The sequence below is a fragment of the Streptomyces sp. NPDC006296 genome, assembly GCF_040613235.1.
In the GTDB taxonomy this organism is placed as follows: Bacteria; Actinomycetota; Actinomycetes; order Streptomycetales; family Streptomycetaceae; genus Streptomyces.
Map to the genome: position 1 here is coordinate 1 of NZ_JBEXRT010000019.1, position 25939 is coordinate 25939.

The following is a 25939-nucleotide window of genomic DNA, read 5'->3' on the forward strand; positions in this document are numbered from 1 at the left end:
CTCAAGGAACGGACGCTTCCTTCGGTCCCGTTTCACCGGGGCCCTCCGGGCGCTTCCCTTCGTTCTTGCGTTTCCGACTCTATCAGACTCTTTCGCGTCCGATTCCCGGTCGAAGCGGGATCCTGCGGTACTACTCTATTCGCTTTCCAGTTCTTCGCTTTCGCGTTTCCCTTTCCGGCGAGTCCGACTTTACCAGACTCTTCTCCGTCCCGTTTCCGGTCCGAAGTTGAATCCAGCGGCCTGCGGAGTGGCCTTTGCCTTTCGGCGGGCCCGACGTTATCAGAGATTCTGAGTCGGATTTCCCGCCCCCTCGGAAGAGGGTCAGGAGGCGGTTCGACGCACGAGGGCGTGATCTGCTTCCCGGTCAGGCGGAGCCGTAAACGTACTGGAGCGGGGCGGCTCGATGCAAATCGAGCCGCCCCGCTCCGGGCCGGCGGCCTCACGGCCGCACCGGCATCAGACCTCGACGACGACCGGAAGGATCATCGGGCGCCGGCGGTAGGTGTCGGACACCCACTTGCCCACCGTGCGCCGGACCAGCTGCTGGAGCTGGTGCGGCTCCATCACGCCGTCCTGGGCCGACTTGTTGAGCGCGTCCTCGACCTTGGGCACCACGGCCGTGAAGGCACCGTCGTCGATGCCGGACCCGCGGGCCTGGATGTGCGGGCCGCCCACGATCTTGCCGGACGAGCTGTCCACCACGATGAAGACCGAGATGATCCCCTCGTCTCCGAGGATGCGCCGGTCCTTGAGGGAGGTCTCGGTGACGTCGCCGACCGAGAGCCCGTCGACGTACACATAGCCGGCCTGGACCTTGCCGACGATCTTCGCCTTGCCGTCGACGAGGTCGACGACGACGCCGTCCTCGGCGATGACGATGTGGTCCTTGGGCACGCCGGTGAGCGCGCCGAGCTCGGCGTTGGCCCGGAGGTGGCGCCATTCGCCGTGGACCGGCATCAGGTTCTTCGGCTTGCAGATGTTGTAGAAGTACAGCAGCTCGCCGGCCGAGGCGTGGCCCGAGACGTGGACCTTCGCGTTGCCCTTGTGGACGACGTTCGCGCCCCAGCGGGTCAGCCCGTTGATCACGCGGTAGACCGCGTTCTCGTTGCCGGGGATCAGGGACGAGGCCAGGATCACCGTGTCGCCCGGGACGATCCGGATCTGGTGGTCCCGGTTGGCCATCCGGGAGAGCGCGGCCATCGGCTCACCCTGCGAGCCCGTGCAGACCAGCACGACCTCGTCGTCCGGCAGGTCGTCGAGGGTCTTGACGTCCACGACGAGACCGGCGGGCACCTTCAGGTATCCCAGGTCACGGGCGATACCCATGTTGCGGACCATGGAGCGTCCGACGAAGGCGACCCGGCGGCCGTACTCGTGGGCCGCGTCCAGGATCTGCTGGATGCGGTGCACGTGGCTGGCGAAGCTCGCCACGATGATGCGCTTCTGCGCGTTGGCGAACACCGTGCGCAGGACGTTGGAGATGTCCCGCTCCGGCGGCACGAATCCGGGGACCTCGGCGTTCGTCGAGTCGGAGAGCAGAAGGTCGATGCCCTCCTCGCTCAGCCGGGCGAAGGCGTGCAGGTCGGTGAGACGGCCGTCCAGCGGGAGCTGGTCCATCTTGAAGTCACCGGTCGCGACGGCCAGGCCCGCGGGGGTGCGGATGGCCACGGCGAGGGCGTCCGGGATGGAGTGGTTGACGGCGATGAACTCGCAGTCGAACACGCCGATGCGCTCGCGCTGCCCCTCGGCCACCTCGAGGGTGTAGGGACGGATCCGGTGCTCCTGGAGCTTGGCCTCGATGAGGGCGAGGGTCAGCTTCGAGCCGATCAGCGGGATGTCCGGCTTCAGGCGGAGCAGGTAGGGGACGCCACCGATGTGGTCCTCGTGGCCGTGCGTGAGGACGATGCCCTCGATGTCGTCGAGGCGGTCCCGGATGGTGGTGAAGTCCGGAAGGATCAGGTCGATGCCGGGCTGCTCCTCCTCGGGGAAGAGCACGCCGCAGTCGACGATGAGCAGGCGGCCGCCGTACTCGAAGACCGTCATGTTGCGGCCGATCTCACCGAGGCCGCCGAGCGGGGTGACCCGGAGGCCGCCCTTCGGGAGCTTCGGCGGGGTACCGAGTTCAGGATGCGGATGACTCAAAAGACTCTCCTCAACCACGCGCGCCACGTACCGCTGAGGGCACGTGGCGCGCATGTCGTTCGTGCACTTGCTGTTGTCAGATGGTGTTCACGCCGCGAGTGTCCTCGCGTATTCAGTTGTGAAGTCCGTGGTCAGAGCTGTACCCCGCCGGCGGCCAGGTCGATCTTCAGCTGGGCCGTCTCCTGGGCGGTGAGTTCCACCAGGGGGAGGCGCAGCGGGCCGGCGGGGAGGCCCTTCAGGGTGAGCGCGGCCTTGGTGGTGATCACGCCCTGGGTGCGGAACATCCCGGTGAAGACCGGGAGCAGCTTCTGGTGGATCTCCGCGGCCTTCTGGACGTCTCCGCCGAGGTGCGCCTCGATGAGGGCGCGCAGCTCCGGGGTGGCGACGTGGCCGACGACGGAGACGAAACCGACGGCGCCGACCGAGAGCAGCGGGAGGTTGAGCATGTCGTCGCCGGAGTACCAGGCGAGGCCGGACTGGGCGATGGCCCAGCTGGAGCGGCCGAGGTCGCCCTTGGCGTCCTTGTTGGCGACGATCCGGGGGTGCTCGGCGAGGCGCACGAGCGTCTCCGTGTCGATCGGCACACCGCTGCGGCCCGGGATGTCGTACAGCATCACCGGGAGTCCGGTGGAGTCCGCGATGGCGCCGAAGTGGCGGAGGAGTCCCTCCTGCGGCGGCTTGTTGTAGTACGGCGTGACCGCGAGGAGACCGTGGGCGCCGGTGCGCTCGGCGGTGCGGGCCAGCTCGATGCTGTGCCGGGTGTCGTTGGTGCCGATGCCCGCGACGACGTGGGCCCGGTCCCCGACGGCTTCCAGTACGGCCCTGACCAGCTGGTCTTTCTCCGCGTCGCTGGTGGTCGGGGACTCGCCGGTGGTGCCGTTGACGACCAGGCCGTCGTTGCCTGCGTCCACCAGATGGGTGGCGAGCCGCTGGGCGCCGTCGAGGTCGAGGGCGCCGTCAGCCGTGAAGGGCGTGACCATAGCGGTGAGGACCCGCCCGAAGGGGGTCTGCGGAGTGGAGATCGGAGCCATGGGTAACACGCTACTCGTTGCTCGGAGCGTCGCGCCCCCTCGGGGGACGGGGAAGAGGAGCCCGGCACTGCCTGCTCGGGGGTTCAGGCAGTGCCGGGTCCGTTTGATCAGCCTAGATGAACTTCGCGAAACGTCGCAATACGGACACCGCCTACGGGGCGACCCGTCCATTTTTGTTGAAGGCGGCATGAGTGAGCGGCATGAGGGTCTGCCAGTGCTGTTCCATCCGCTCCCCCACCATCTCGATCTCGCGCTGCGGGAAGGACGGCACCTTCGCCAGCTCGTGCTGGGTGCGCAGTCCGAGGAAGTGCATCAGCGAGCGGGCGTTGCAGGTGGCGTACATCGTGGAGAACAGCCCGACCGGGAGCACGGCGCGGGCGACCTCCCGGGCGACCCCCGCGGCGAGCATCTCCTGGTAGGCGTCGTACGCCTGGCGGTAGGAGTCCTCCATCGCGCGGCTCGTGAGCGCGTGCTGCTCCGTGGTCCCCTCGACGAACTCGTACTTTCCGGGGCGCCCCTGCTGGATGAGCTTGCGGGACTTCCCCGGGACGTAGAAGACCGGTTCGAGCTCCCGGTAACGGCCCGATTCCTCGTTGTACGACCAGCCCACGCGGTGCCGCATGAATTCGCGGAACACGAAGATCGGGGCGCTGATGAAGAAGGTCATCGAGTTGTGCTCGAACGGGCTGCCGTGCCGGTCCCGCATCAGGTAATTGATGAGTCCCTTCGAGCGCTCCGGGTCTTTCGCGACCTCTTCCAGGGACTGCTCGCCGGCCGTCGACACACGGGCCGCGAACAGCACGTCGGAGTCGGCGGCGGCCGATTTCACCAGCTCGACGGTGACGTCGTCGCGGAAGTGGGCTTGTGTGGGCTCGGGGGTGTCGCTCACCGGCGGGGGTCCTTCCCATTGCTTCGCTCGGGCGGCGTCCACTCTACGGGCCGGGCGGTGGACCCCCGTCAGCGGGAAATTCTCGGCGCTCCGGCGATTCGGGGCACCGATCGGGCTTCCCGTACGTCTGACTCGACAGCAGCACCCGCCACCGACTTCAAGGAGAGTTCCCTCATGTTCCGCCGGCGTGAATCCGTTCCGTTCTCGTTCGTCGCCGAGGCCGACCGGTTCCGCAGTAATGTCACGCCCCCTCCCCGCCGGCGCGTCGGCCGTTCGCAGCTCGCGGCCCGTACGCTCGTCGGGCTGACGCTGGTCGCCGGCTTCGCCGGGTCGCTGCTCTTCGGTCTGCCCGCGCTCGACACCGAGCGGAGTCCCTCCCACAGCCAGACGTCCGAGGCGTCCCGGCACCGCTGACCCGTACGGGCCCCCTGGGGTGGTCCGCCGGGGGACTGCTCGGTAGCCTCACCGGGCACAGCAATCGAGCGTGCTTGTGAGTGAGGATCAGTCGTGCCCCTGCCCTTCCTGACGGCCGACCGCGCATTCGACGCGGACGCGGAGGACATCGCGCTGCCGTTCGACGACCACGACAGCTGGCGACGCCCCTACCGGCCCGGCCCCTGGCGGGTCGCGGCGGCGGCCGGCCTGCTGCTCCTGGCGTCCTTCGTCCTGCTCGCCGCGATGATCATCACGTTCGCCGGATCGCTGTCCGGCGCCACCGCCTGCTTCGTGCTGGCCGCCGTGGTCATCGCCTGCGCGCTGCGGCTGCTGCGGGTCGGTGCCTGGGTGAGCCTGCACGGCGTGCGCCGGGTGGGCTTCTTCCGTACCACCACCGTGCCGTGGCAGGACGCGGCGACGGTCCGCACGGTGCAGCAGCCGGTGAAGTGGCTCGGGTTCCCCCGGACGGTCCAGGGACAGGCCCTGGTGGTGGTGCGCAGGGACGGTGAGGTGCTGGCGCCCCTGGTCACCGACCACAACGCGGACTTCCTGGCCCGCGCCGAGGCGTTCGAGCGCGCCACCGACTCCGTCGAGGCCTGGGGCGACGAGTACCGCCGCGGCTGACGGGACGCACGGCCCCGCGCGGACGCGGGGACACCACGGGCCGGTACGGCGCCGCTCAGGCGCGTACCGGCTTGTCCGTGTGCAGGGCGATGGCACGCTGCATCGCCTTGCGGGCGCGCGGGGTGTCCCGCGCGTCCTGGTAGGCGACCGCCAGCCGGAACCAGCAGCGCCAGTCGTCCGGGCTGTCCTCGGTCTCCGCACGGCGCCGCGCGAACACGGCGTCGGCGGAGTCGCGGTCGATGCGTCCCGACGGGGTGCGCACCAGCTCGTCGACGGGGAGGCCTCCCTCGGCGTCCAGCTCGGCGGCCAGGGCGTTGGCCCGGCGTACGAACTGGGTGTTCTTCCAGAGGAACCAGACGCCGATGACCGGCAGGATCAGCACCGCCACGCCGAAGGTGACCGTGAGCAGGGTGCCGTGCCGGATCAGCAGGACGCCCCGGCTGCCGGCCAGGACGAAGTAGAAGACCAGGACGGCGGCCGTGACGAGGTAGGTGATCTTTGCGCGCATCGGGTGGGGCCCGTCAGTTCAGGTCGAGGAAGTTTTCCAGGCCGAAGGTGAGGCCGGGAGTGTTCACCACGCGGCGGGTGCCGAGCAGGATGCCCGGCATGAAGCTGCTGTGGTGGAGCGAGTCGTGGCGCAGGGTGAGGGTCTCGCCCTCGCCGCCCAGCAGGACCTCCTGGTGGGCGAGGAGCCCGCGGAGCCGGACCGAGTGGACCGGTACGCCGTCGACGTCGGCGCCGCGTGCCCCGTCCAGCGCGGTGGCCGTGGCGTCGGGCTGCGGCGCGGCGCCGGCCTTCGCGCGGGCCGCTGCGATGAGCTGGGCGGTGCGGGTGGCGGTGCCGGAGGGGGCGTCCGCCTTGTTCGGGTGGTGCAGCTCGATGACCTCGACGGACTCGAAGTAGCGGGCGGCCTGCTCCGCGAACCGCATCGTGAGGACGGCGCCGATCGAGAAGTTCGGTGCGATGAGCACACCGGTCCCCGGGGAGCCGGAGAGCCAGGTGTTCAGCTGCGCGAGCCGTTCGTCGGTCCAGCCGGTGGTCCCCACGACGGCGTGGATGCCGTGGCTGACGCAGAAGTCGAGGTTCTCCATCACCGAGGCGGGTGTGGTGAGCTCGACGACGGCCTGGGCGCCGGACTCCGTGAGAGTGTCCAGCGAGTCGCCGCGGCCGAGCGCGGCCACCAGCTCCATGTCGTCGGCGGCCTCGACGGCTCGTACCGCCTCGGACCCGATGCGTCCCTTGGCGCCGAGAACGGCCACGCGCAGCTTGCTCATGTGTTCTTTCCTTACGGAGTGGTTGAGGGGGCCGTCCCGCGGCGGGGCGGGACGGCCCTCAGGAGACCGCTGCCTGGAGGCGGTCGGCCTGCTTGTCCTTCAACGGGCCGATGACCGAGAGCGAGGGGCGCTGCCCGAGGACGTCGGCCGCCACGGCACGGACCTCGTCGGGGGTGACCGCCGCGATCCTGGCCAGCATCTCGTCGACGGACATCTGTTCGCCCCAGCAGAGCTCGCTCTTGCCGATCCGGTTCATGAGCGCGCCGGTGTCCTCCAGGCCGAGGACGGTGGAACCGGCGAGCTGGCCGACGGCCCGGCCGATCTCCTCGTCGTCGAGTCCCTTCGTCGCCACCCGGTCGAGCTCGTCACGGCAGATCCCGAGGACATCGTGCACCTGGCTGGGCCGGCAGCCCGCGTACACGCCGAAGAGCCCGCAGTCGGCGAAGCCCGAGGTGTACGAATACACGCTGTAGGCGAGGCCGCGCTTCTCCCGTACCTCCTGGAAGAGGCGGGAGCTCATGCCGCCGCCGAGCGCGGTGTTCAGGACGCCGAGCGCCCAGCGGCGCTCGTCGGTCCTGGCCAGGCCGGGCATGCCGAGGACGACGTGCGCCTGCTCGGTCCTGCGGTTCAGCAGCTCGACCTTGCCGGCCGCCCGCAGGGTACGCGAGCCCTCGCGCGGCGCCGTGGGGACGGCGTCGGTGCGGGTCAGGGCGCCCGCCCGCTCGAAGGCCCGGCGGACCCGGCGGACGACGGTGGCGTGGTCGACGTTGCCCGCCGCGGCCACCACCAGGTGCGTGGGGTCGTAGTGCTTCTTGTAGAAGCGGGCGATCTGGCCCCGGTTCAGCGCGTTGATCGTGTCGACGGTGCCGAGGACCGGGCGGCCCAGCGGGGTGTCGCCGAGCATGGTGTGCGCGAACAGGTCGTGCACGCAGTCGCCGGGGTCGTCCTCCGTCATGGCGATCTCCTCGAGGATGACGCCGCGCTCGGCGTCGACGTCCTCGGGGGCGATCAGGGAGCCGGTCAGCATGTCGCAGACGACGTCGATGGCCAGCGGGAGGTCGGTGTCCAGGACCCGCGCGTAGTAGCAGGTGTACTCCTTCGCCGTGAAGGCGTTCATCTCGCCGCCGACCGCGTCGATCGCGGACGAGATGTCGAGGGCGCTGCGCTCGGCCGTGCCCTTGAAGAGGAGGTGTTCGAGGTAGTGCGTCGCGCCGTTCAGGGCGGGCGTCTCGTCGCGTGATCCGACGTTGGCCCAGATGCCGAAGGTGGCGGAGCGTACGGAGGGCAGCGTCTCGGTGACGACCCGGAGACCGCCCGGGAGGACGGTGCGGCGGACGGTGCCGATGCCGTTGGTGCCCTTGAGGAGGGTTTGGGTACGGGCGACGGCCCGCCCCTCCGAGGAGGGGCGGGCCGTCGTCACGGAACTACGGGACGTCACTTGGCGGTGTCGTCCTTCTTCTCGTCCTCTTCGCCCTCGATCACGGGGATGAGGGAGAGCTTGCCGCGGGAGTCGATCTCCGCGATCTCGACCTGGACCTTGGCGCCGACGCCGAGCACGTCCTCGACGTTCTCCACGCGCTTGCCACCGGCGAGCTTGCGGATCTGCGAGATGTGCAGCAGACCGTCCTTGCCGGGCATCAGGGAGACGAAGGCACCGAAGGTGGTGGTCTTGACGACCGTACCCAGGTAGCGCTCGCCGACCTCCGGCATGGTCGGGTTGGCGATGGCGTTGATCGTGGCGCGGGCGGCCTCGGCCTGCGAGCCCTGCTGGGCACCGATGTAGATGGTGCCGTCGTCCTCGATCGTGATGTCGGCGCCGGTGTCCTCCTGGATCTGGTTGATCATCTTGCCCTTGGGGCCGATGACCTCACCGATCTTGTCCACCGGGATCTTGACGGTGATGATCCGCGGGGCGTTCGGGGACATCTCGTCCGGGACGTCGATGGCCTCGTTCATGACGTCCAGGATGTGCAGACGCGCGTCACGGGCCTGCTTCAGCGCGGCGGCCAGGACCGAGGCGGGGATGCCGTCGAGCTTGGTGTCGAGCTGGAGCGCGGTCACGAACTGCTTGGTGCCGGCGACCTTGAAGTCCATGTCACCGAACGCGTCCTCCGCACCGAGGATGTCGGTGAGGGCGACGTAGTGCGTCTTGCCGTCGATCTCCTGCGAGATCAAGCCCATGGCGATACCGGCGACGGCGGCCTTGAGGGGCACACCGGCGTTCAGCAGCGACATGGTGGAGGCGCAGACCGAGCCCATGGACGTCGAGCCGTTGGAGCCCAGCGCCTCGGAGACCTGGCGGATCGCGTAGGGGAACTCCTCGCGCGACGGCAGGACCGGCACGATGGCGCGCTCGGCGAGCGCGCCGTGGCCGATCTCGCGGCGCTTGGGCGAGCCCACGCGGCCGGTCTCACCGACGGAGTACGGCGGGAAGTTGTAGTTGTGCATGTAGCGCTTGCGGGTCACCGGGGAGAGGGTGTCCAGCTGCTGCTCCATGCGGAGCATGTTGAGGGTGGTGACGCCCAGGATCTGGGTCTCGCCACGCTCGAACAGCGCCGAGCCGTGCACGCGCGGGATGGCCTCGACCTCGGCGGCGAGCGTACGGATGTCCGTGACGCCGCGGCCGTCGATGCGGACCTTGTCCTTGATGACGCGCTCGCGGACCAGCTTCTTGGTCAGCGCGCGGTAGGCACCCGAGATCTCCTTCTCGCGGCCCTCGAAGGCCGGGAGGAGCTTCTCGCCCGCGATCTCCTTGATCCGGTCGAGCTCCGCCTCGCGCTCCTGCTTGCCGGCGATGGTGAGCGCCTTGGCGAGCTCGGTGCTGACGGCCTTGGAGAGGGCCTCCAGGACGTCGTCCTGGTAGTCGAGGAAGACCGGGAACTCACCGGTGGGCTTGGCGGCCTTGGCGGCGAGGTCGGACTGGGCCTTGCAGAGCGCCTTGATGAAGGGCTTCGCGGCTTCCAGACCGGCGGCGACGACCTCTTCGGTCGGGGCCTCGGCGCCGTCCTTGACGAGCTGGATGGTCTTCTCGGTGGCCTCGGCCTCGACCATCATGATCGCGACGTCGCCGTCCTCCAGGACGCGGCCGGCGACGACCATGTCGAAGACGGCGTCCTCGAGCTCGGTGTGCGTCGGGAAGGCGACCCACTGGCCCTTGATCAGGGCGACACGGGTGGCGCCGATCGGGCCGGAGAAGGGCAGGCCCGCCAGGATCGTGGAGGCAGAGGCGGCGTTGATCGCGACCACGTCGTACAGGTGGTCGGGGTTGAGCGCCATGATCGTCTCGACGATCTGGATCTCGTTGCGCAGGCCCTTCTTGAAGGAGGGGCGCAGCGGGCGGTCGATCAGGCGGCAGGTGAGGATCGCGTCCTCGGAGGGCCGGCCCTCACGGCGGAAGAAGGAGCCGGGGATCTTGCCGGCCGCGTACTGCCGCTCCTCGACGTCCACCGTGAGGGGGAAGAAGTCGAGCTGGTCCTTGGGCCGCTTGGAGGCGGTGGTGGCCGACAGCACCATGGTGTCGTCGTCCAGGTACGCGACGGCGGAGCCGGCGGCCTGCTTGGCCAGGCGGCCCGTCTCGAAGCGGATGGTGCGGGTGCCGAAGGTGCCGTTGTCGATCACGGCTTCGGCGTAGTGGGTCTCGTTCTCCACTAGTGATTTCTCCATACTCGTCGTCTTTCGTCCGTCCGCCCGTGTGGCGGAGGACGGTGCGGAGAGGCGCCCACTGTGTGCGGGCCGGTCTTCGATCGAAGCTCCCGGGCGTTGTCCCGGGGGCCACTACCGAGGACCGGCGGCGGCCGTGGGGCGCCCCTCCTCGTTCGGTTGTCGCACGTCCAGGTTACTGAGGTGAACCCGGGTCACGCACGTACAGCAAAGGGAGCGGCCCCCTGGAACCGGGGTGCCGCTCCCTCGCACAGCGTCCTTACTTGGCGCCGCCGGCCGCACCGCGGCGGATGCCGAGGCGGTCGACGAGCGCACGGAAGCGCTGGATGTCCTTCTTGGCGAGGTACTGCAGGAGGCGGCGACGCTGGCCGACCAGGATCAGCAGACCACGACGGGAGTGGTGGTCGTGCTTGTGCGTCTTGAGGTGCTCCGTCAGGTCCGAGATCCGGCGGGAGAGCATGGCGACCTGGACCTCGGGGGATCCGGTGTCACCCTCCTTCTGGGCGAACTCGGACATGATCTGCTTCTTCGTAGCGGCGTCGAGCGGCACGCGTACTCCTCTGGGTGTTCGATGCGCCCACGAGTGCCCCTGGTCTTGTTCTCAGGGGAGCTTCCGTGACTCGGAGGCGAAGGTCCGATGAGCGCAGCCCTCAGGGTGGTCCCGAAGGCGCGTACACAAACGGCCGTCACACAGCGTACCAGTCGCCGCGACCCCGTCCGTCCGCCGTGCCCGGCGGATCAGCTGGTGAGCGCCCGGATCGAGTGGTAGACGTCGAAGACCGCCAGGCACAGGGGCAGCAGGGTCAGGAGGACGAAGGACTCGGCGACCTCCAGGAAGCGGCCCCAGAACGGGGTGACCCCCTTGCGCGGCACGATCAGCCCGATGGCGGTGATCAGCGCGGCGACGCAGGCGACCGCGGCGGTGAGCCAGATCGTGCGGATGTCGAGTCCGGCGCCGTCCCCCTTGAGCGCCGCGCCGACCAGCTCGGCCGGCGGGTTGAGCGACAGCCCGATGCCGAGGAGCACGAGTGCGGCGAGGCCCGCCCCCAGGGCGCAGCCGACCTGGGCGGTGTAGCGGAACAGGTGGGCGCGCATCAGCATGGCGACGCCGGTGGCGAGGGCGAGGAGCTGGCCCCAGACGCTGTCCGAGAAGCCGAGCACCGCCGCGGCTCCCACGGCCACCAGGGCGCAGCCTCCGGCGAGGCCGAGGAGCAGTTCGTGTCCGCGCCGCGCCTGGGCGGCGATCCGGTCGGCGTCCACCGGGCCCTGCGGCGCCGGGTCGGACGTCCCGTAGTCGCCGACGGTGGTGCGCGGCGGCTCGAAGCCGATCGGGAGGCGTGCGAAGCGGGTGGAGAGTCCGGGCAGGAAGGCGAGCAGGCCCACGGAGAGCGGGGCGCAGACCGCGGCGGTCTCGGCCGGCTCCATGCCGGTCATGATCGCGACGAAGGTCACCAGTACGCCGATGGCGGAGGCGAACACGAAGGCGACGAAGGTGCCGTCGCCCTCGGGGGCGGCGATCATGAGGATCACGGACGCCACCAGCACGGCGGCGCAGGCGAGCAGGAACTGCAGCCTGCCGGTGCCCTGGCCCTGACTGAACGGCAGGAGCCCGGCTCCGGCGACGGCGGCGTTGGTGAGTGCGCCGACGCCCAGCGCGATGGACGAACCGCGGTCCGCGTAGACCCGCGCGCGCACGCAGGAGAGCGCGAGGAGGAGGACGGCGCTGACGGCGGCCAGGATGCCCGGGAGGCCGTGCATGTCGTGGCGGAGGTCGGAGGTCCAGAGCACGAAGCCGAGCAGGACCAGCAGGACCGATCCGCCGAAGAGCCCGGCCGAGCGCATGAGGCTGTCGCCCCAGAGGGTGCGGTCCTTGGCGACCGCGGTGGCGACCGCGTCGGAGACGTCGTCGAAGACCGCGGGCGGCAGCGACTCGGAGAAGGGGCGCAGGGACAGGAGCTCCCCGTCGAGGATGCGCTGTCCGGCGAGCGTGCGTCCGCTGTCGAGGACGGTGCCGTCGCGGCGCACCAGGTGGTAGCCGACCGGGGCGCCCTGGGCGGGGCTCTGGCCGGACAGCCGCAGGATCTCCGGGTAGAGGTCGGCGACGTGGATGTCCTCGGGCAGCGCCACGTCGACCCGGCTGTCGGGCGCGACGACCGTGACGCGGCAGAAGCCGGTTCCGTTGCCGGCCGGAACTCCGGGTCCCGGCCTGCCGGGTCCGGTAGCCGCGGTCTGGGCCGTCGTAGTCACGTGCTGCTCCCCCTCATGCTTCTCCTGGACTCCTGTACATCGCACCCCTGGACCACGGGCTCCCGCCGCGTCCCGATTGACCCGTTTTTTTGCGGTGGTTAGCGGATGCGCACATGCGTCGCGACACCCTACCGCCCTCGTGTCTCCGGGCACGCCAGTAGGATCCTCCCGCGGACGGAACCCCGTCGCCACGGGGGCGCCGATAGGAACAGTTCCGTCCGGCAAGGGAATTGGTGAGCTGTGAGCCAGATCGTCGTCAAGCGCCCACCGCGGGTTCTCCCCTCCGAAGTTCCGGGCGAGCAGGTGCAGTTGCAACCTCCGCCCGAGTTGCCCCGCGGGCAGCAGGAGGGGGTGATGATGCAGCTGCTCCCGATGCTCGGCATGGGTGGTTCCGTCGTCTTCTTCTTCATGACGCCGAACCCGATCATGCGCATCATGGGCATGATCATGATCGCGTCGACGGTCGCGATGGCCCTCTCGATGATCGTCCGCTTCCGGCGCGGGACGCAGGGTCAGCTGGCGGACATGCGGCGCGACTACCTGAAGTATCTGACGCAGACCCGGCGCGCCGTGCTGAGGACGGCGCGCCAGCAGCGCGACGCACAGTTCTACCTCCACCCGTCCCCGGAGCAGCTGTGGGCGCTCGTCGCCGAGGGCAGCCGGGTCTGGGAGCGCCGTGTGGGGGACGCCGACTTCGCGCACGTACGCATCGGTCTGGGCGGTCAGGAGCTCGCCACGCCGCTCGTCGCCCCCGACACCGCGCCGGTCGACGAGCTGGAGCCGCTGACCGCCGGGGCGATGCAGCAGTTCCTGACGACCCACAGCACGCTGGACGGACTGCCCATGGCGGTCTCGCTGCGCGCCTTCTACCACCTGACGATCAGCGGCGAGGCGGAGTCCGCTCGTGCCACGGCCCGCGCGATGGTCGGGGCACTCGCCGCGCTGCACTCCCCCGAGGACCTGGTCGTCGCGGTGGCGACCGGCCGCGACGCCGCTCCGCGCTGGGAGTGGGCGAAGTGGCTCCCGCACGTCCAGGCGCAGGGTTCCGTCGACGGCGCGGGCAGCAGGCGTCTGATCACCACGAGCGTCCCGGAGCTGGAGGAGATGCTCGCGGGCCGTCTCGACGGCCGCCCCCGCTTCCAGCCGGGGGGCCAGCCGCTCCTCGACCAGCCGCACGTCGTCGTCGTGCTCGACGGGCAGTCCGTGCCGGCCACGTCCGCGCTCGCCTCGGCGGAGGGGCTCCAGGGCGTCACCGTCGTCGAGATCGTCACGGGCCAGGTGAACGGGGCGCGGGGCGGTCTCTCCGTCGTGGTGGACCCGCACACACTGCAGCTGGAGTCGGGGCACGGCCTGGTCTACGACGGTGTTCCCGACCTGCTGAGCCACGAGGCCGCGGAGGCGCTGGCGCGGCAGCTGGCGCCGCTGCACGTGGCGACCGGCGGGGACGACGACGAGCCGCTGCTCGCCAATCTGGAGTTCACCGACCTGCTGAACCTCGGTGACGCGGCGTCGGTCGACGTCAGCCGGACCTGGCGGGCCCGCTCGCAGGCGGAGCGGCTCCGGGTCCCGATCGGGGTGGGCGAGGACGGCGGTCCGGTGATGCTGGACCTCAAGGAGGCGGCGCAGGAGGGCATGGGGCCGCACGGCCTGTGTGTCGGCGCCACCGGTTCCGGCAAGTCGGAGCTGCTCCGCACGCTCGTCCTCGGCCTGGCCGTCACCCACACCTCGGAGACGCTGAACTTCGTCCTCGCGGACTTCAAGGGCGGTGCCACCTTCGCCGGCATGGCGCAGATGCCGCACGTCGCCGCGGTGATCACCAACCTCGCGGACGACCTGACGCTGGTGGACCGCATGGGCGACTCCATCAGCGGTGAGCTCAACCGCCGTCAGGAGATGCTGCGCGACGCGGGCAACTACGCCAACATCCACGACTACGAGAAGGCGCGTGCCGCGGGTGCCCCGCTGCAGCCCATCCCGTCCCTGGTCCTGGTCATCGACGAGTTCAGCGAGCTGCTGACGGCGAAGCCGGACTTCATCGAGATGTTCGTCCAGATCGGGCGCATCGGCCGTTCGCTGGGCGTCCACCTGCTGCTGGCCTCGCAGCGCCTCGAGGAGGGGCGGCTGCGCGGCCTGGAGACCTATCTGTCGTACCGGATCGGTCTGCGGACGTTCTCCGCGGGTGAGTCGCGCGCCGCTCTGGGCGTCCCCGACGCCTACCACCTGCCCAACGTCCCGGGTTCGGGGTATCTGAAGTACGGCACGGACGAGATGGTGCGCTTCAAGGCGGCGTACGTCTCCGGGGTGTACCGCTCGGACGCCCGGCCCGCGGTGTCCTCCGGTCCGCTGCCCGTCGACCGCAGGCCGGTGGTGTTCACCGCCGCTCCGGTGGCGGTGCGCTACGTGCAGCCGACGGCGGAGCCGGGCGTGCCGGAGGCGCGCACCTCCGAGGACGACGCCCTGGCGGACACGGTGCTCGACGTGATCGTGCGCCGGCTGGAGGGACGCGGGGCGTCGGCGCACCAGGTGTGGCTGCCTCCGCTGGACGATCCGCCGTCGCTGGACGAGCTCCTTCCGGGGCTCTCCGCGGTCGAGGGCCGCGGGCTGACCCAGCCCGGCTTCGAGGGGTCGGGGCGGCTGGTGGTCCCGCTGGGTGTGGTCGACAAGCCGTACGAGCAGCGTCGCGACACCCTCTACCGGGACTTCTCCGGCGCCGCGGGGCACATGCAGATCACCGGCGGTCCGCAGTCGGGCAAGTCGACGCTGCTGCGGACGCTGATCGCGGGCTTCGCCCTCACCCACACCCCGCAGGAGGTGCAGTTCTACGGACTGGACTTCGGCGGCGGGGGCATGGCCTCGGTCTCCGGTCTCCCCCATGTCGGCGGGATCGCCTCCCGCCTCGACCCCGAACGGGTACGCCGTACGGTCGCCGAGGTGTACGGGATCATGGCGCGCCGCGAGGAGTACTTCCGCAGTGCGGGCATCGACTCCATCGCCACCTTCCGCAGGCTGCGGGCGCGCGGCGAGATCTCGGCGGCGGACCAGCCGTGGGGGGACGTCTTCCTGCTCATCGACGGCTGGGGCAGCTTCCGTACGGACTACGAGGCCCTGGAGGCGGCGGCCGTCGACATCGCCCAGCGCGGGCTCGGCTACGGCATCCACCTGGTCGTCACGGCGTCGCGCTCCATGGAGGTCAGGGCCAACCTCAAGGACCACCTGATGAACCGGCTCGAACTGCGGCTCGGTGACGTCATGGACTCCGAACTGGACCGCAAGGCAGCGGTCAACGTCCCCGCGGGCGTGCCCGGACGCGGTCTCACCCCGGAGAAGCTGCACTTCATGGCGGCGGTGCCGCGGATCGACGGCATCAACTCCGACAGCGACCTCTCCGAGGCCACCGCGGCGATGAACCAGGAGGTCGCCCGGCACTGGACGGCGGCCCCGGCCCCGGCGGTCCGGCTGCTGCCCCGCGAGCTCCCGGCCCGGGACCTGCCCGCGGGCCACGCGCAGCCGGAGCGGGGCATCGCGTTCGGCATCGACGAGAACAACCTGGAACCGGTCTACCTCGACTTCGAGCGGGACCCGTTCTTCCTGGTGTTCGGCGAGAGCGAGTCCGGCAAGTCCAACCTGCTGCGGGTGCTCATCAAGCAGCTGACCGAGCGGTACGACGGGAGCGCCGCCAAGTTCTTCGTCATCGACAACCGGCGGGCCCTCCTGGACGTCACCCCGGCGTCGCACCTCGCGGAGTACGTGCCCATGTCCAACAACATGGAGCACCACACGGACGCGCTGTACGACCTGATGAAGCGGCGTACGCCCTCGCCGGACGTCACGGCCAAGGAGCTGCGCGACCGCAGCTGGTGGAGCGGCCCCTCGGTGTACGTGGTCGTGGACGACTACGACCTGGTCTCCACGTCCAGCGGGAACCCGCTGTCGAAGCTCACGGAGATGCTGCCGTTCTCCCGTGACGTGGGGGTGCGGTTCATCATCGCCCGCAGCACCGCGGGCGCGGGCCGGGCGCTGTACGAGCCGTTCCTGCAGCGCGTCCTGGAGCTGGGGGCGCAGGGCGTGATGCTCTCCGGCGACCCCATCGAGGGGGACGTCCTCGGCAACGTACGCCCGCGGCCGATGCCGCCGGGGCGCGGGGTCTTCGTCACCCGCCGGCGCGGCAACCCGCTGGTGCAGACCGGGCTCATGGACGGGGACCGGTAGGGCGCAGCCCTCGTGCCGGGAACGGAAGCGGGAACGGCGACGGGGGCGGGTGCGGGCGTGGTGTGACGGCTGCGCGCGGACGGACGGTGACAGGGGCGGGCGGACGCGGGCGGGCCCGGGGGCGCGGCCCCAGGCGGGCGGACGCGGGCGGGCGGACCCGGGCGCGCCGGCTGACCGCCATCGTCCGGTCCGGCGCCGGGGACGGCGAAGGCCGGGCTGTGCACGTCTGCTGTCGCGGACGGTCCTGGGCGGATCCTCCTCGGCCGGGGGATCCGGCTGGGAGTGCCGCCGGGGGATGCGGCTGGGAGTGCCGCCGGGGGATGCGGCTGGGAGTGCCGCCGGGGGACGGCACGGGGGTGCAGCCGGGGGTGCGGCCGTCCTGCCGCGGGGCGTTTCCGCCCGGTGTGGCTCGAACTGCGCGGAGGACCAACTGTTTGTAACGGGCTTCCCGGCCAGTGACATGACCATCGAATCCGGCGGTGCCGACCCAGGCGCGGGCACCCTTCCGCAGACGGTCCGAGGGGAGCGGTACGGCGGACGGCGACGGGGCCCACGGACAGCGCAACGCAGGTGTATGAGGCAGGAATTGGTGAATCCTGAACTCGCAAGAGTCACTTTCGGGTCAACTGCGTACCGGGGACGATCACCCGCGAACACGGTGTGATCAACCACTCCCGCGCCCCTCACGAGCGGCGAAGGAGTAGCCGGACACCTCCGTCGCGTGGCGGGGAGGGTACCGGCTCGCAGGTCAACCCGGCTGGAATGGGCTGTATCCGTTCCTTCTCCGCCTTGCTAACTTCCGGGATCCAGAGGCACTGAAAGTACATGCGAAAAGGTGGTTCATGACCTCCCAAGCTCCAGCGCCGAAGATTCCTGAGCTCTGGGTCCCGCTCCCCTCGGGGATCCATCCGAGTTGGCGTGAGATCGACGCGGCTTCCGCCGCCTGGCTCGATCGATTCGGCCTCTACTCGGATCAAGGACAACGGGAACGACTGACGCGCATCTCCGTCGGTGAGATCACCGGCCGGGGCGGCCCCAACGGTCGCCTGGCTGCTCTGCAGTGGACGGCAGACTTCCTGATGTGGCTGTTCGCGTTCGACGACGAGTACTGCGACGAGGGACCGGCTGCGGCTTCCCCGGACGCCACCCTGCTCATCATCACCAAACTCCAGCGGGTCGTCGAAGTCCCCTGGACCACTCCGGCGGACGACAACTACAGCGCCGCGTTACGCGAGTTGCGGCTGCGCCTCGACGATCTGACCACACCGGTGCAGACCGCACGCTGGGCCGCCAGTTTCCGGGCCTACCTCCAGGGTCAGATCTGGATGGCCGCGAACAGCACGTACGGACGGATCCCCACGCTCTCCGACCACCTGGCGGTCCGGCTGGACTCCTCCGGCGTCAAGATCTTCTCGACCCTGAGCGAGATCATCCACGGATACGACCTCCCCGCGATCGACTACGACCGCCCCGACGTCCGCGGATTCGTCGAGGTGTTCGCCGCGATCATCGGCTGGTCGAACGATCTGGTCTCGTACCACAAGGAGCGCCAGCGCAGCCAGGACGACTACGGGAACATCGTCGATCTGATCGCACACGAGCGGCAGTGCTCCCTGGCGGAGGCGGTCAGCGAGACCGCCACGATGCACACCCGCGCCATGGCCCTCTACCTCCGCCTCCGCGACCAGATCCTGCGCGACGCCGGCCCCGAACTCCGCCGCTGGATCACGGACTGCGACTCCTGGATCCGCGCCGACTACGACTGGTCGCTCACCACGAGCCGCTACGTCAACCCCGAGGACCCCGCCGACCTCCCGGCCGGCAGCGCCGCCGCGCCCTTCCAGGAGCGAGAGGCGGACCTGCCCCTCCCGATCGCCAGCATCGCCTGGTGGTGGACGCTGCTGAGGGACTGAGGGGCCCTGGCACATCCGGACACGCTCGCCGCTTCCGGGGCCGACTCCCCCACCCCCGTGGTGCCGCCCCGTCGCACGCCTCCCGGAGCCCCGGGCCTTCCGGCGATGCGGCCCGGATCGTCCCGGCCGCGGAGGCGGCGCGTGGAGCGGTCGGACAATCTGGAGCGGTCGGACAACAGGTCAGGGTGGGCACCTCCCGTGCGTGCCCACCCTGACCTGATCCGCCTACTGTCGACTCCTAGTCGAAGTTGGCACGCGCCCGCCGGTCACCGGCGTGGTAAGCCGTACCGGCGTCACGCACCTTGCGGGAGATGTCCGCGAGGGCGGTCTGAATGGCGGTGGCGTCGCGGTCCCAGCCGGCTTGCGCAGCGTCGTACGCCGACTTGGCCTCGCCCACCCAGAGCTCGGACGCGCTGGCGACCATGCGCTTGATCGCGGCGAGGTCCTCCTGAAGCTGCCTGCCCTGCCGGTCGATGTCACCAGCGGCCTGCTCCAGGCTCGCATAAGTGACAACCATCGTGCCGTCGTCGGTCGGCATACGTTCCTCCAGTTCGGATTGTTCGGATGTGATGACCCGTACGAGTACGGGTGAAGCACGTGTCAGAGCGAGTTGATGGCCGAGGTCTTCGCCTCGGAACCGGTCGAGTGACCGGGTACGACATCGACGCCCTGGAGAGCCTGCTTGATCTCGTCCTCGGTGTTGCCCGAGATCGTCCGAGCCGCCTTGATGGCTTCCTGGAAATTGGCCAGACGGGTGGCGATGTTGCCCATCTTCAGGTTGATGTCAGCCTGCTTGGTGTTGAACGCGTTGGCGCCGATACCCTTCCAAGCGCCTTCCAGGCTGTCGATCGTCCCCTGAAGCGTCTTCAGCTGGCCCCTCACGGAGTCGAATCGCGTGGTGAGCTCGCCCTCAAGCTTGATCAGCATTGCATCTGAAAGCTTCTGATCTGCCATGGTGCTGGCTTCCTTCCTGGTGCTGTTGTTCCGGATCCGGCGTCAACCGCCGGAGGGTGCGTGTGAGGAACTGAGGTCGGTCAGGCGTTACGGCGCTTGCGGGCGACCGCGAAGGCACCGCCACCGAGCACGAGAACGACCGCCACTCCGCCGATGATCAGCCCCAGTTGGCTACTGTCGTCCGTCCCCGTACTGGAGCCTGCCATGGCGGCGTCGTCAGCCTTGTCCTTCTCCTCGGGCTGTGACGAAGCTGATGCGGACGGGGCCGCCGAACCTGCCGAACCGGACGTCTTCTCGTTGGTGAGAGGACTGATGTCCGGGGCACCGGGATCGCCCTTGCCCCTGAGGATGTTGACGGCCGGGCGGATGATGCCGTGCCCGAGATAGTTACTGAGCTCGCCCTTTTCCCAGTCACCTCGGCCGGCGGTGTCGAAGAGGACGTTGAGGACCTGATTGGCGGTCCAGTCCGGATGGGCGGACCAGATCAGAGCGGCAGCGGCTGAGGTGATGGCCGTGGCGGCACTGGTCCCGCCGTTACCTTGACAGTAACTTTCAAATCTTGTGTCACACCATCGGGGAAGGTCATTCCCAGGCGCAGCAATATCGACAAATTCACCATGCTGGGAAGTTTCAGAGGCCTTTCCTTGCTGGTCCGTGGCCGCCACGCCAACGACCTCCGGGTAGGCCGCCGGATAGACAGGTCCGTTCGCCTTTTTACCGTCGTTACCTACAGCAGCAAAGAAAAGCTTCCCCTTGCTTTGGGCATACCGAACTGCTTCGATTTCTTTATCTAGCTTGAAATCATTACCAAACGACATGCTGATGATTTTCGCATCACTATTTGCAGCTGCTCGAATCGCGTCAGTCGTATCGAGAGAATTGAGCTTTTCCTTCGTTTCCCAACCGGAACCGGCAACCCTCATAGGGATAATCTTCGCCCCTGGGGCTAGGCCTTTGATTCCGCCCCCTCGGCCTGTGCCAGCAATCAGCTCAGCCATTGTGGTTCCATGACCATTATAGTCATCGGTCTCGTCTCCTTCAGCGCCCGTGGCATCAAGCCCTTTAAGCACTTGCCCCTCAAGAGAAGACGTGGACGGGTTAACTCCGGTGTCAATGACGACCACCTTCACGCCTTCACCTGTGGTCGTCTTCCACATTTCTTCAGCGTGCATGAGCTTGAGGTACCACTGCTTGGACTGCACGTCTTCGGCGAGCGCAGAGGGCGCAGCACCGGCGAATCCCACACTCCACGCAGCAGCCACAGCCACAGTACTGAGGAGACGTCCTCTCAATCCGAGAAAGGCATGGCGCTTCCGGGGCTGACTCATTCCTGCAGTCATGCTGACTTCCGAACCTTCCCTATACCTACTCGATCACCGGCGGTGCAACTCCACGTCGGCGGCCGGCCTCCCACGTCTCTCTGTCCTCTGTCAGGTAGTCGGGGCGCTGGGTGCCCTCGTCCTCGTCTTCATTCCTGGAGTCCTTGCGCCCTGCAGGGCCACGCACGAGACCCTCGCCACCTGCGGTGAACCCCTTCCCGCCGGCACCACCTCCCGCAACGCGGGGCTTACCCACCACACCGTTGGTGGTGGGAGTGCCTCGCCCGCCGGGCTTAGGCACGCTGTTCGCCCCCTTGGATCCGATGACGCCTCGCTGGCCGACCGCGCCGGGAGCACCACCCGCTCGCGACGCTCCTCCGGATCCGATCACTGTGCCCCGCGGGACACCACGGTTCCCCCCGGGCGCACCTGAACTTGCACGCTGCGGGTTGCCACCTACGATGCCACCCGCCCGGCCTGCACGAGGAGCGGAGGAGCCAGCCGCCTGCCCTGTAGCCGTGGGCCTTCCGCCAGTGATGCCGGAACGACCTGCTGTCGGAGACTGCGCGCCTGGCCCGCCACGCCCGGCAGCCCCTGACGCCGAGCCTCCACTCATAGGTGAGGGGCGACCCACAGGAGATCCGGCACGACCGTTGGCGCTGGCACTACCTCCTGCAGGGCTGTTGGTACGGTTCCCCCCACCGCTGACCGCCTGACCGACACTTCTGGGCGCCCCCGATGGCACCTGAAACCCTCTTGAGCCAGCTACCCCGGGACTGATGACCCCGGGTGCCATAGGAGGCGTCGCGCCACCACTTGCTGCCACGGGGGAAGTGGACTGCGGTGTCGGCGTTCCAGTAGCCACCGACGTTGACGGAACAGTAACGCTGTTGATTTCCGTCGTCACACCCTTGTCCAGAATTGGAGACACGGCTACGGGCGCATCATGCCCATACCCTTGTTCTGGAGAGCTGGGGCCGCCATTCACTGCATTCTCTGCTGTATGCCCGGAGTCTGCCTGAATCGACGAGGTCGAATTACCTGACTTCGGGGATTCTGACTTCTCCCCGTCGAACCAGCGACCTTCTGGTCGCGGCATCTCGATATCAAGCTTCTTGTCGAACCGCGGTGGTTCCTGCGCCGCCAGCGTCTCCCCCGAGACGGCGTAGTAGGAGGCCAGGCGGTTCGCCTGGTTGATCGCCTCCTGGCGGTCCTTCTCGACCTTCACCGCTGCCGCGTACTCCGCGTTGCCCTCGACCCGCTTCGGGGCCTCGAGCTCGTCCGGGGTTTTGGGGTGCAGCCGGGTGTCCCGGGGCGGGAGGGAGTTGCGGACCGAGGCGAGGCCGGTGGCCGCGACGGTGATCTGTGTGCCTGCCGTCTCCGCGAAGTCGCCCAGCTTCTGGGCGTGGGCGACCAGTCCGCTGCCCCAGTCGTGGAAGGCGGCTGCGGACTCGCCCTCCCACTCGACCCCTTCGATGGAGTGGCGGAGCTCCGACGCCGCATCTCTGATCGCGTCCCGGGCCCGCAGGAGTGCTTTGCCCGCGCTCTCCAGGTCCTCCGGATTGGAGTTGTCGATCAGGTCGATCACCGCGTTGAGCTCGTGCTCCTCGAACGAGGTACGGCCCGTCGTGCCGGCTCCGAGGCCGAACGACTGCATCACGCCCTGGACCTGGCGTGTGATGTCCGTGACGACGAGCTGTCCCTGGACACGCTCCTGGTCCTGCTGCCGCTGTTCCGCGGGCGTCAGTTCCGGCTGCTGGTCGTCGCTCATCAGCTGTCACCCAAGTCGTCGTAGGCAGAGCCGTCCTTGCTGTCGGAACGCGGCTTGTCCGGCCCGTCCCCGCGCGTCTTCTCCCGGTCGGCGTCCATCTCCACACGGATCTCGTGGAAGCGTCGCCGCGTGTCGTCGTCCACGTTGTCGAAGCCGACAGCGGCCGCGTGCACGCCCAGGCTCAGGTACTCGATCTGCTCGCCCAGGGACTTCGACAGCGTGACGAGTGACTCGTGTACACGGTTGTACTGGGTATAGAGGGCATCCGCTTCCGCGAAGCAGGTGTTGTGGCCGCTCAGGGAGGAACGCGACACCGTCTGTGCCGCGACCTTCGACCTGCCGGCCGAGGAACTCTCCAACTCCGCCAGCAACGCGTTCACACTCTTCTGGAACTTCTCCAGGGCGCCCACACCCTTGTGGAGATCCCCTTTTCCTTTGGCCACGGTGTCGCCTCTCCCCCGTTTTCCCCGTTTGCACAGTCCGCATCGCGTTGCTTTCGCACTCGCGAGAATCAGGACTGGCCCCAACACATCACTCTAGCCAACGGCACTGACATGACCAACCGTCTTGTCGGCCACGTAACTTCCGGAGGCCGCGCACAGCCGGCAGGCCCCGCACCGCCTGCGCGCCCCGCATCACCGCGAGGCCCCGCACCGCCCCGGCCTCACGCACCGGCCGGCCGCCCCTGGCGTTCCCGGCGGCGACGCCGGTCGCGCACGGCGACCGCGGCGCCCGCGATGGCGGCGACCAGGACTCCCCCGCCGACCACGACGTACGTGGCGAGCCGGGCGTTGCGTTCGTCGGCGGTCTCGCCCAGGTGAAGAGCGGCGGGGACGGGGGCCTTGCCCTTGTTCACTCCTTCGTGCGCCACCGGTCGCTCGATGGGCCTGTCGTCCTCCGTCAGGGCGCGCACCGGGTCGATGACGCCCCAGCCGACCAGGCGGTCGTGGCCGGCGATCGAGCGTTCCGCCGTCTGCTCGATCTGGGCGACGATCTGCTGCTGCGTCCAGTCCTGGTGCTTGGCCCTGATGAGGGCCGCGACCCCGGCGACGTACGGGGCGGAGAAGCTGGTTCCGTTGTCGGCGCAGTGTCCGCCGCCGGGAACGGTGGAGATCACGTCGACCCCCGGGGCGGCGACGCCCACGAACTCGCCGGACTGGGAGAAGGGGGCCCGTTCGTTGTTCCGGTCCGACGCGGCCACGGCCAGCACCCCGTCGTACGAGGCCGGGTAGGTCTCCTTCACGTTGCCGCCCAGGCCGTCGTTGCCGGCCGAGGCGACGATCACGATCTCCTCCGCCAGGGCCGCGTCCACCGCATCCTGCAGGCGGGACGTGGGCCGCACGGCGTTGGCCGTGTCCTGGGAGATGTTGATGACGTCGGCGCCCTTCTGGACGGCGTGCCGGATGGCGGCGGCCAGGGTGTCCGCCGTGCCGTGGCCCTCGGCGTCGTTCTGCTGGATCGGGATGACGGTGGCGTCGGGGGCGAGTCCGGTGAAGCCGGTGTCCTCCGCCTCACGCGCGGCGATGATGCCGGCGACCTTGGTGCCGTGGCCCACCAGGTCGGTGGTGCCGTTCTCCTTGCCGCGGTCGAGCTTGTTGCCGTTCTCGTCCTTGAGGTTCCTGTCCAGGAGGTTGATTCCGCTCGCGGTGTCCACGGCCTTCGTCAACTGGGGGTTCTTCACGTCGACGCCGGTGTCGATGACCGCCACCCGCACGCCCTTGCCGGTGGACTGCGCCCAGAGCTCGTCCATCAGCACGCGTTGCAGGGCCCAGGGGCGGCCGGTGTACGGCTTCGACGGGAAGGTGCACTGGGTGGCGTCGTCCGCGGCGGCCGGCAGCGCCGGCAGGGTGACGAGGAGGACCGCGGTGGCGGCCGCGGCTGTCAGCGGGCGCCGTCGGCGGGACGGGGGCGTGGTCACGTGGCCGCTCCTCACGAACCCTGTGGCTGGCGGGCCGCACCGGTCGACAGGCGGGGGCCCGTCGGCAGGAAGGCGGCCCAGGCGGCCGGTACGGGTGCGGGGTCGACGTCCTTGTATCCGAGCCGGATCTGCGCCTCCTGCGCCTCCTGCCGGCGCTGCTCCCGCTCCTCCTTCGTGCCGGACTCCCCGATGCCGGAGTCGTCCTGCACGCTGTCGCCGTTGGACTGCATGGCATAACGCAGACCGGTGTCGGTCACCAGGAAGAGCGGGCCGGACTCCGGGCTTGCTCCCTTGAACTGCCGGAAGAGCTGGCCCGAGCCGGGGGTGACGTAGGCGCTGCTGGATCCGGTGGGGAGCGTGGCGGGGAAGCCCGTGCCCGCCCAGGTGCTGAGGGTGCCGGCGCCGTCCTTGTCCGCGACGCCGCGCAGGACGTTGCACACGGTGTCACGGCCTCCGCCCGACGCCTCCGCGGAGTTGACGGGCTCCGGCGCACCCTCGGGCCAGTCGAATTCCTGCCCGAAGGGCTTGCCGGGCCGGAACGCTCCGGCGCTGACGTCCTTCGCCTTGCCGTCCTGTCCGAGGGTCACCAGGTCGCGGCTGCCCAGCAGGAGCTTGGCGACGAAGTCGGAGACCGGGGCGACCCGGCCCGGCAGGACCACGTACTGCTGGGTCCTGGTGCCGGAGGTCGCCGCGAGGACCATGCCCACGCGGTTGTCCTCGGGCTGCAGGGCCCCCGGGACGCCGGCGTCGGCACTGGGGGCGCCGACGACGGCGGGGAAGCCGATCTCGTCCCCCGTGTGCAGGGTGGCGAGCCAGTCCGCCGACACCCGCTGGGCCGTGCGGTCGGCGTCGACCAGGGTGCGCAGCAGGGTTTCGTCGTTCTTCACCGGGTACGCCGTGCCGGTGGCGTCCACGAGGTAGCGGGTCTTGTCGGGCCCCGGGCCCTCGACGTACATCACCTCGCCGCCTCGCAGCCGGTCCGCGCCCTCGGTCTTCGTCCGCTCGCGCTCGGCGAAGACGAACGCCGCCTTCTGGATGGCCCGGCCGCCCTCGCCGGGGCGCTCGCAGACGGCCCAGCGCTTGGCGGATCCGGCTTCCTTCTTGTCGGGCAGGCGGTCCGGGGCGTAGGGGATGCCGAGGGTCGCGCCGTGCGGGATCTTGCCGCTGTCGAGCACCGACTCGTCGACGTTGATGACGGTGCCCTTGTCCGGGGTGAGGAGGAGCTTGGCGCTGGACATGTTGAGCACGGGGTGCAGCTGGGTCTTGCCGTCCGTCGTCAACACCACGTAGCGGGTGGTGGACTTGCTGGCGATGATGACGTTCTCTTCGGGGGTGTCCCACTTCTGGGGGGCCACCGGCTTGAACATCCCCCAGGCGCCGAAGACCGCGAGCACGACCACACCGACGATCGCTCCGGGGACCACCGCGCGGAGAGGGCGGGGCGCGCCCTCCTCGGAACCCGACGGGTGGGGCTGCAGGAACTGTGCGACCAACCTCCGCTTCGCGAAGGTGTAGGCGTTGAGTTCGTCCCGCCGTGATGCCATGTGCGCGCT

General features: G+C 69.4%; 20 protein-coding genes. 5 read left to right on the forward strand and 15 right to left on the reverse strand.

Annotated features, from left to right (window positions below; genetic code table 11):
• Positions 1-456 precede the first annotated feature (456 nt).
• The 3 genes from ABZ172_RS15615 to thyX form a co-directional block, all read right to left on the reverse strand.
• Positions 457-2142: a ribonuclease J gene (locus tag ABZ172_RS15615; RefSeq protein ID WP_109879661.1), complete on the reverse strand. Its 1686-nt coding sequence runs from the start codon at positions 2140-2142 to the stop codon at positions 457-459.
• Between the two features lie 131 nt (positions 2143-2273).
• Positions 2274-3173 (reverse strand): 4-hydroxy-tetrahydrodipicolinate synthase, encoded by a 900-nt coding sequence (gene dapA / locus ABZ172_RS15620; protein WP_356884199.1) that lies wholly within the window; start codon positions 3171-3173, stop codon positions 2274-2276.
• Between the two features lie 151 nt (positions 3174-3324).
• Positions 3325-4062, reverse strand: a complete 738-nt coding sequence (gene thyX, locus ABZ172_RS15625) for an FAD-dependent thymidylate synthase (protein ID WP_356884201.1) — start codon at positions 4060-4062, stop codon at positions 3325-3327.
• A 174-nt stretch (positions 4063-4236) separates the two neighbouring features.
• Between thyX and ABZ172_RS15630 the strand changes: the two genes are divergently transcribed.
• Both ABZ172_RS15630 and ABZ172_RS15635 read left to right on the forward strand, forming a co-directional pair.
• Positions 4237-4476, forward strand: a complete 240-nt coding sequence (locus ABZ172_RS15630) for a hypothetical protein (RefSeq protein WP_356884203.1) — start codon at positions 4237-4239, stop codon at positions 4474-4476.
• Between the two features lie 93 nt (positions 4477-4569).
• Positions 4570-5121 carry a hypothetical protein gene (locus ABZ172_RS15635; protein WP_356884205.1) on the forward strand — a complete coding sequence of 184 codons (552 nt, stop codon included), beginning with the start codon at positions 4570-4572 and terminating at the stop codon, positions 5119-5121.
• Positions 5122-5176: 55 nt separating this feature from the next.
• On the opposite strand, the gene ABZ172_RS15640 is transcribed toward ABZ172_RS15635, so the two are convergent.
• The 6 genes from ABZ172_RS15640 to eccD all read right to left on the reverse strand — a co-directional run bounded on the left by ABZ172_RS15640 (position 5177) and on the right by eccD (position 12302).
• Positions 5177-5629, reverse strand: a complete 453-nt coding sequence (locus ABZ172_RS15640) for a hypothetical protein (protein WP_356884207.1) — start codon at positions 5627-5629, stop codon at positions 5177-5179.
• A 13-nt stretch (positions 5630-5642) separates the two neighbouring features.
• Complete coding sequence (gene dapB / locus ABZ172_RS15645) at positions 5643-6395, reverse strand: 4-hydroxy-tetrahydrodipicolinate reductase (protein ID WP_356884209.1); 753 nt, start codon at positions 6393-6395, stop codon at positions 5643-5645.
• A gap of 58 nt (positions 6396-6453) precedes the next feature.
• Positions 6454-7833: a pitrilysin family protein gene (locus ABZ172_RS15650; protein ID WP_356884211.1), complete on the reverse strand. Its 1380-nt coding sequence runs from the start codon at positions 7831-7833 to the stop codon at positions 6454-6456.
• Complete coding sequence (locus ABZ172_RS15655) at positions 7830-10043, reverse strand: polyribonucleotide nucleotidyltransferase (RefSeq protein ID WP_356884356.1); 2214 nt, start codon at positions 10041-10043, stop codon at positions 7830-7832. The genes ABZ172_RS15650 and ABZ172_RS15655 overlap by 4 nt, the downstream gene beginning before the upstream one ends.
• A gap of 271 nt (positions 10044-10314) precedes the next feature.
• Positions 10315-10605, reverse strand: a complete 291-nt coding sequence (rpsO, locus tag ABZ172_RS15660; RefSeq protein WP_003965855.1) for a 30S ribosomal protein S15 — start codon at positions 10603-10605, stop codon at positions 10315-10317.
• Positions 10606-10793: 188 nt separating this feature from the next.
• Complete coding sequence (eccD, locus tag ABZ172_RS15665; protein ID WP_356884213.1) at positions 10794-12302, reverse strand: type VII secretion integral membrane protein EccD; 1509 nt, start codon at positions 12300-12302, stop codon at positions 10794-10796.
• A gap of 240 nt (positions 12303-12542) precedes the next feature.
• Here eccD and eccCa point away from each other — a divergent pair, with 240 nt between their 5' ends.
• Both eccCa and ABZ172_RS15675 read left to right on the forward strand, forming a co-directional pair.
• On the forward strand, positions 12543-16511 hold the full coding sequence (gene eccCa / locus ABZ172_RS15670) for a type VII secretion protein EccCa (RefSeq protein ID WP_356884215.1): 3969 nt from the start codon (positions 12543-12545) through the stop codon (positions 16509-16511).
• Positions 16512-17353: 842 nt separating this feature from the next.
• Positions 17354-18424 carry a (+)-(1(10)E,4E,6S,7R)-germacradien-6-ol synthase gene (locus ABZ172_RS15675; RefSeq protein WP_356884217.1) on the forward strand — a complete coding sequence of 357 codons (1071 nt, stop codon included), beginning with the start codon at positions 17354-17356 and terminating at the stop codon, positions 18422-18424.
• Between the two features lie 238 nt (positions 18425-18662).
• On the opposite strand, the gene ABZ172_RS15680 is transcribed toward ABZ172_RS15675, so the two are convergent.
• The 3 genes from ABZ172_RS15680 to ABZ172_RS15690 all read right to left on the reverse strand — a co-directional run bounded on the left by ABZ172_RS15680 (position 18663) and on the right by ABZ172_RS15690 (position 20718).
• A complete protein-coding gene (locus tag ABZ172_RS15680) occupies positions 18663-18962 on the reverse strand; it encodes a WXG100 family type VII secretion target (protein ID WP_356884219.1) in 300 nt (99 codons plus the stop codon).
• 62 nt (positions 18963-19024) lie between these two features.
• On the reverse strand, positions 19025-19378 hold the full coding sequence (locus ABZ172_RS15685) for a WXG100 family type VII secretion target (RefSeq protein ID WP_356884221.1): 354 nt from the start codon (positions 19376-19378) through the stop codon (positions 19025-19027).
• A gap of 80 nt (positions 19379-19458) precedes the next feature.
• Positions 19459-20718 carry a S8 family serine peptidase gene (locus ABZ172_RS15690; protein ID WP_356884223.1) on the reverse strand — a complete coding sequence of 420 codons (1260 nt, stop codon included), beginning with the start codon at positions 20716-20718 and terminating at the stop codon, positions 19459-19461.
• A 1579-nt stretch (positions 20719-22297) separates the two neighbouring features.
• On the opposite strand from ABZ172_RS15690, the gene ABZ172_RS15695 reads away from it, so the two are divergent.
• Positions 22298-22492 carry a hypothetical protein gene (locus ABZ172_RS15695; RefSeq protein ID WP_356884225.1) on the forward strand — a complete coding sequence of 65 codons (195 nt, stop codon included), beginning with the start codon at positions 22298-22300 and terminating at the stop codon, positions 22490-22492.
• Here the strand turns inward: ABZ172_RS15695 and ABZ172_RS15700 are convergent.
• The 3 genes from ABZ172_RS15700 to eccB form a co-directional block, all read right to left on the reverse strand.
• A complete protein-coding gene (locus tag ABZ172_RS15700; protein WP_356884227.1) occupies positions 22468-22911 on the reverse strand; it encodes a hypothetical protein in 444 nt (147 codons plus the stop codon). The genes ABZ172_RS15695 and ABZ172_RS15700 overlap by 25 nt on opposite strands.
• A 221-nt stretch (positions 22912-23132) precedes the next feature.
• On the reverse strand, positions 23133-24386 hold the full coding sequence (gene mycP / locus ABZ172_RS15705; protein ID WP_356884229.1) for a type VII secretion-associated serine protease mycosin: 1254 nt from the start codon (positions 24384-24386) through the stop codon (positions 23133-23135).
• 11 nt (positions 24387-24397) lie between these two features.
• Positions 24398-25930 (reverse strand): type VII secretion protein EccB, encoded by a 1533-nt coding sequence (gene eccB, locus ABZ172_RS15710; protein WP_356884230.1) that lies wholly within the window; start codon positions 25928-25930, stop codon positions 24398-24400.
• Between the last annotated feature and the right edge of the window lie 9 nt (positions 25931-25939).

Coding starts and splice junctions, on each gene's coding strand:
- eccB (WP_356884230.1), bottom strand. CDS start 25,930: ATGGCATCACGGCGGGACGAACTCAACGCCTACACCTTCGCGAAGCGG.
- ABZ172_RS15630 (WP_356884203.1), top strand. CDS start 4,237: ATGTTCCGCCGGCGTGAATCCGTTCCGTTCTCGTTCGTCGCCGAGGCC.
- dapB (WP_356884209.1), bottom strand. CDS start 6,395: ATGAGCAAGCTGCGCGTGGCCGTTCTCGGCGCCAAGGGACGCATCGGG.
- ABZ172_RS15675 (WP_356884217.1), top strand. CDS start 17,354: ATGACCTCCCAAGCTCCAGCGCCGAAGATTCCTGAGCTCTGGGTCCCG.
- dapA (WP_356884199.1), bottom strand. CDS start 3,173: ATGGCTCCGATCTCCACTCCGCAGACCCCCTTCGGGCGGGTCCTCACC.
- ABZ172_RS15640 (WP_356884207.1), bottom strand. CDS start 5,629: ATGCGCGCAAAGATCACCTACCTCGTCACGGCCGCCGTCCTGGTCTTC.
- ABZ172_RS15690 (WP_356884223.1), bottom strand. CDS start 20,718: ATGACTGCAGGAATGAGTCAGCCCCGGAAGCGCCATGCCTTTCTCGGA.
- ABZ172_RS15685 (WP_356884221.1), bottom strand. CDS start 19,378: ATGGCAGATCAGAAGCTTTCAGATGCAATGCTGATCAAGCTTGAGGGC.
- ABZ172_RS15680 (WP_356884219.1), bottom strand. CDS start 18,962: ATGCCGACCGACGACGGCACGATGGTTGTCACTTATGCGAGCCTGGAG.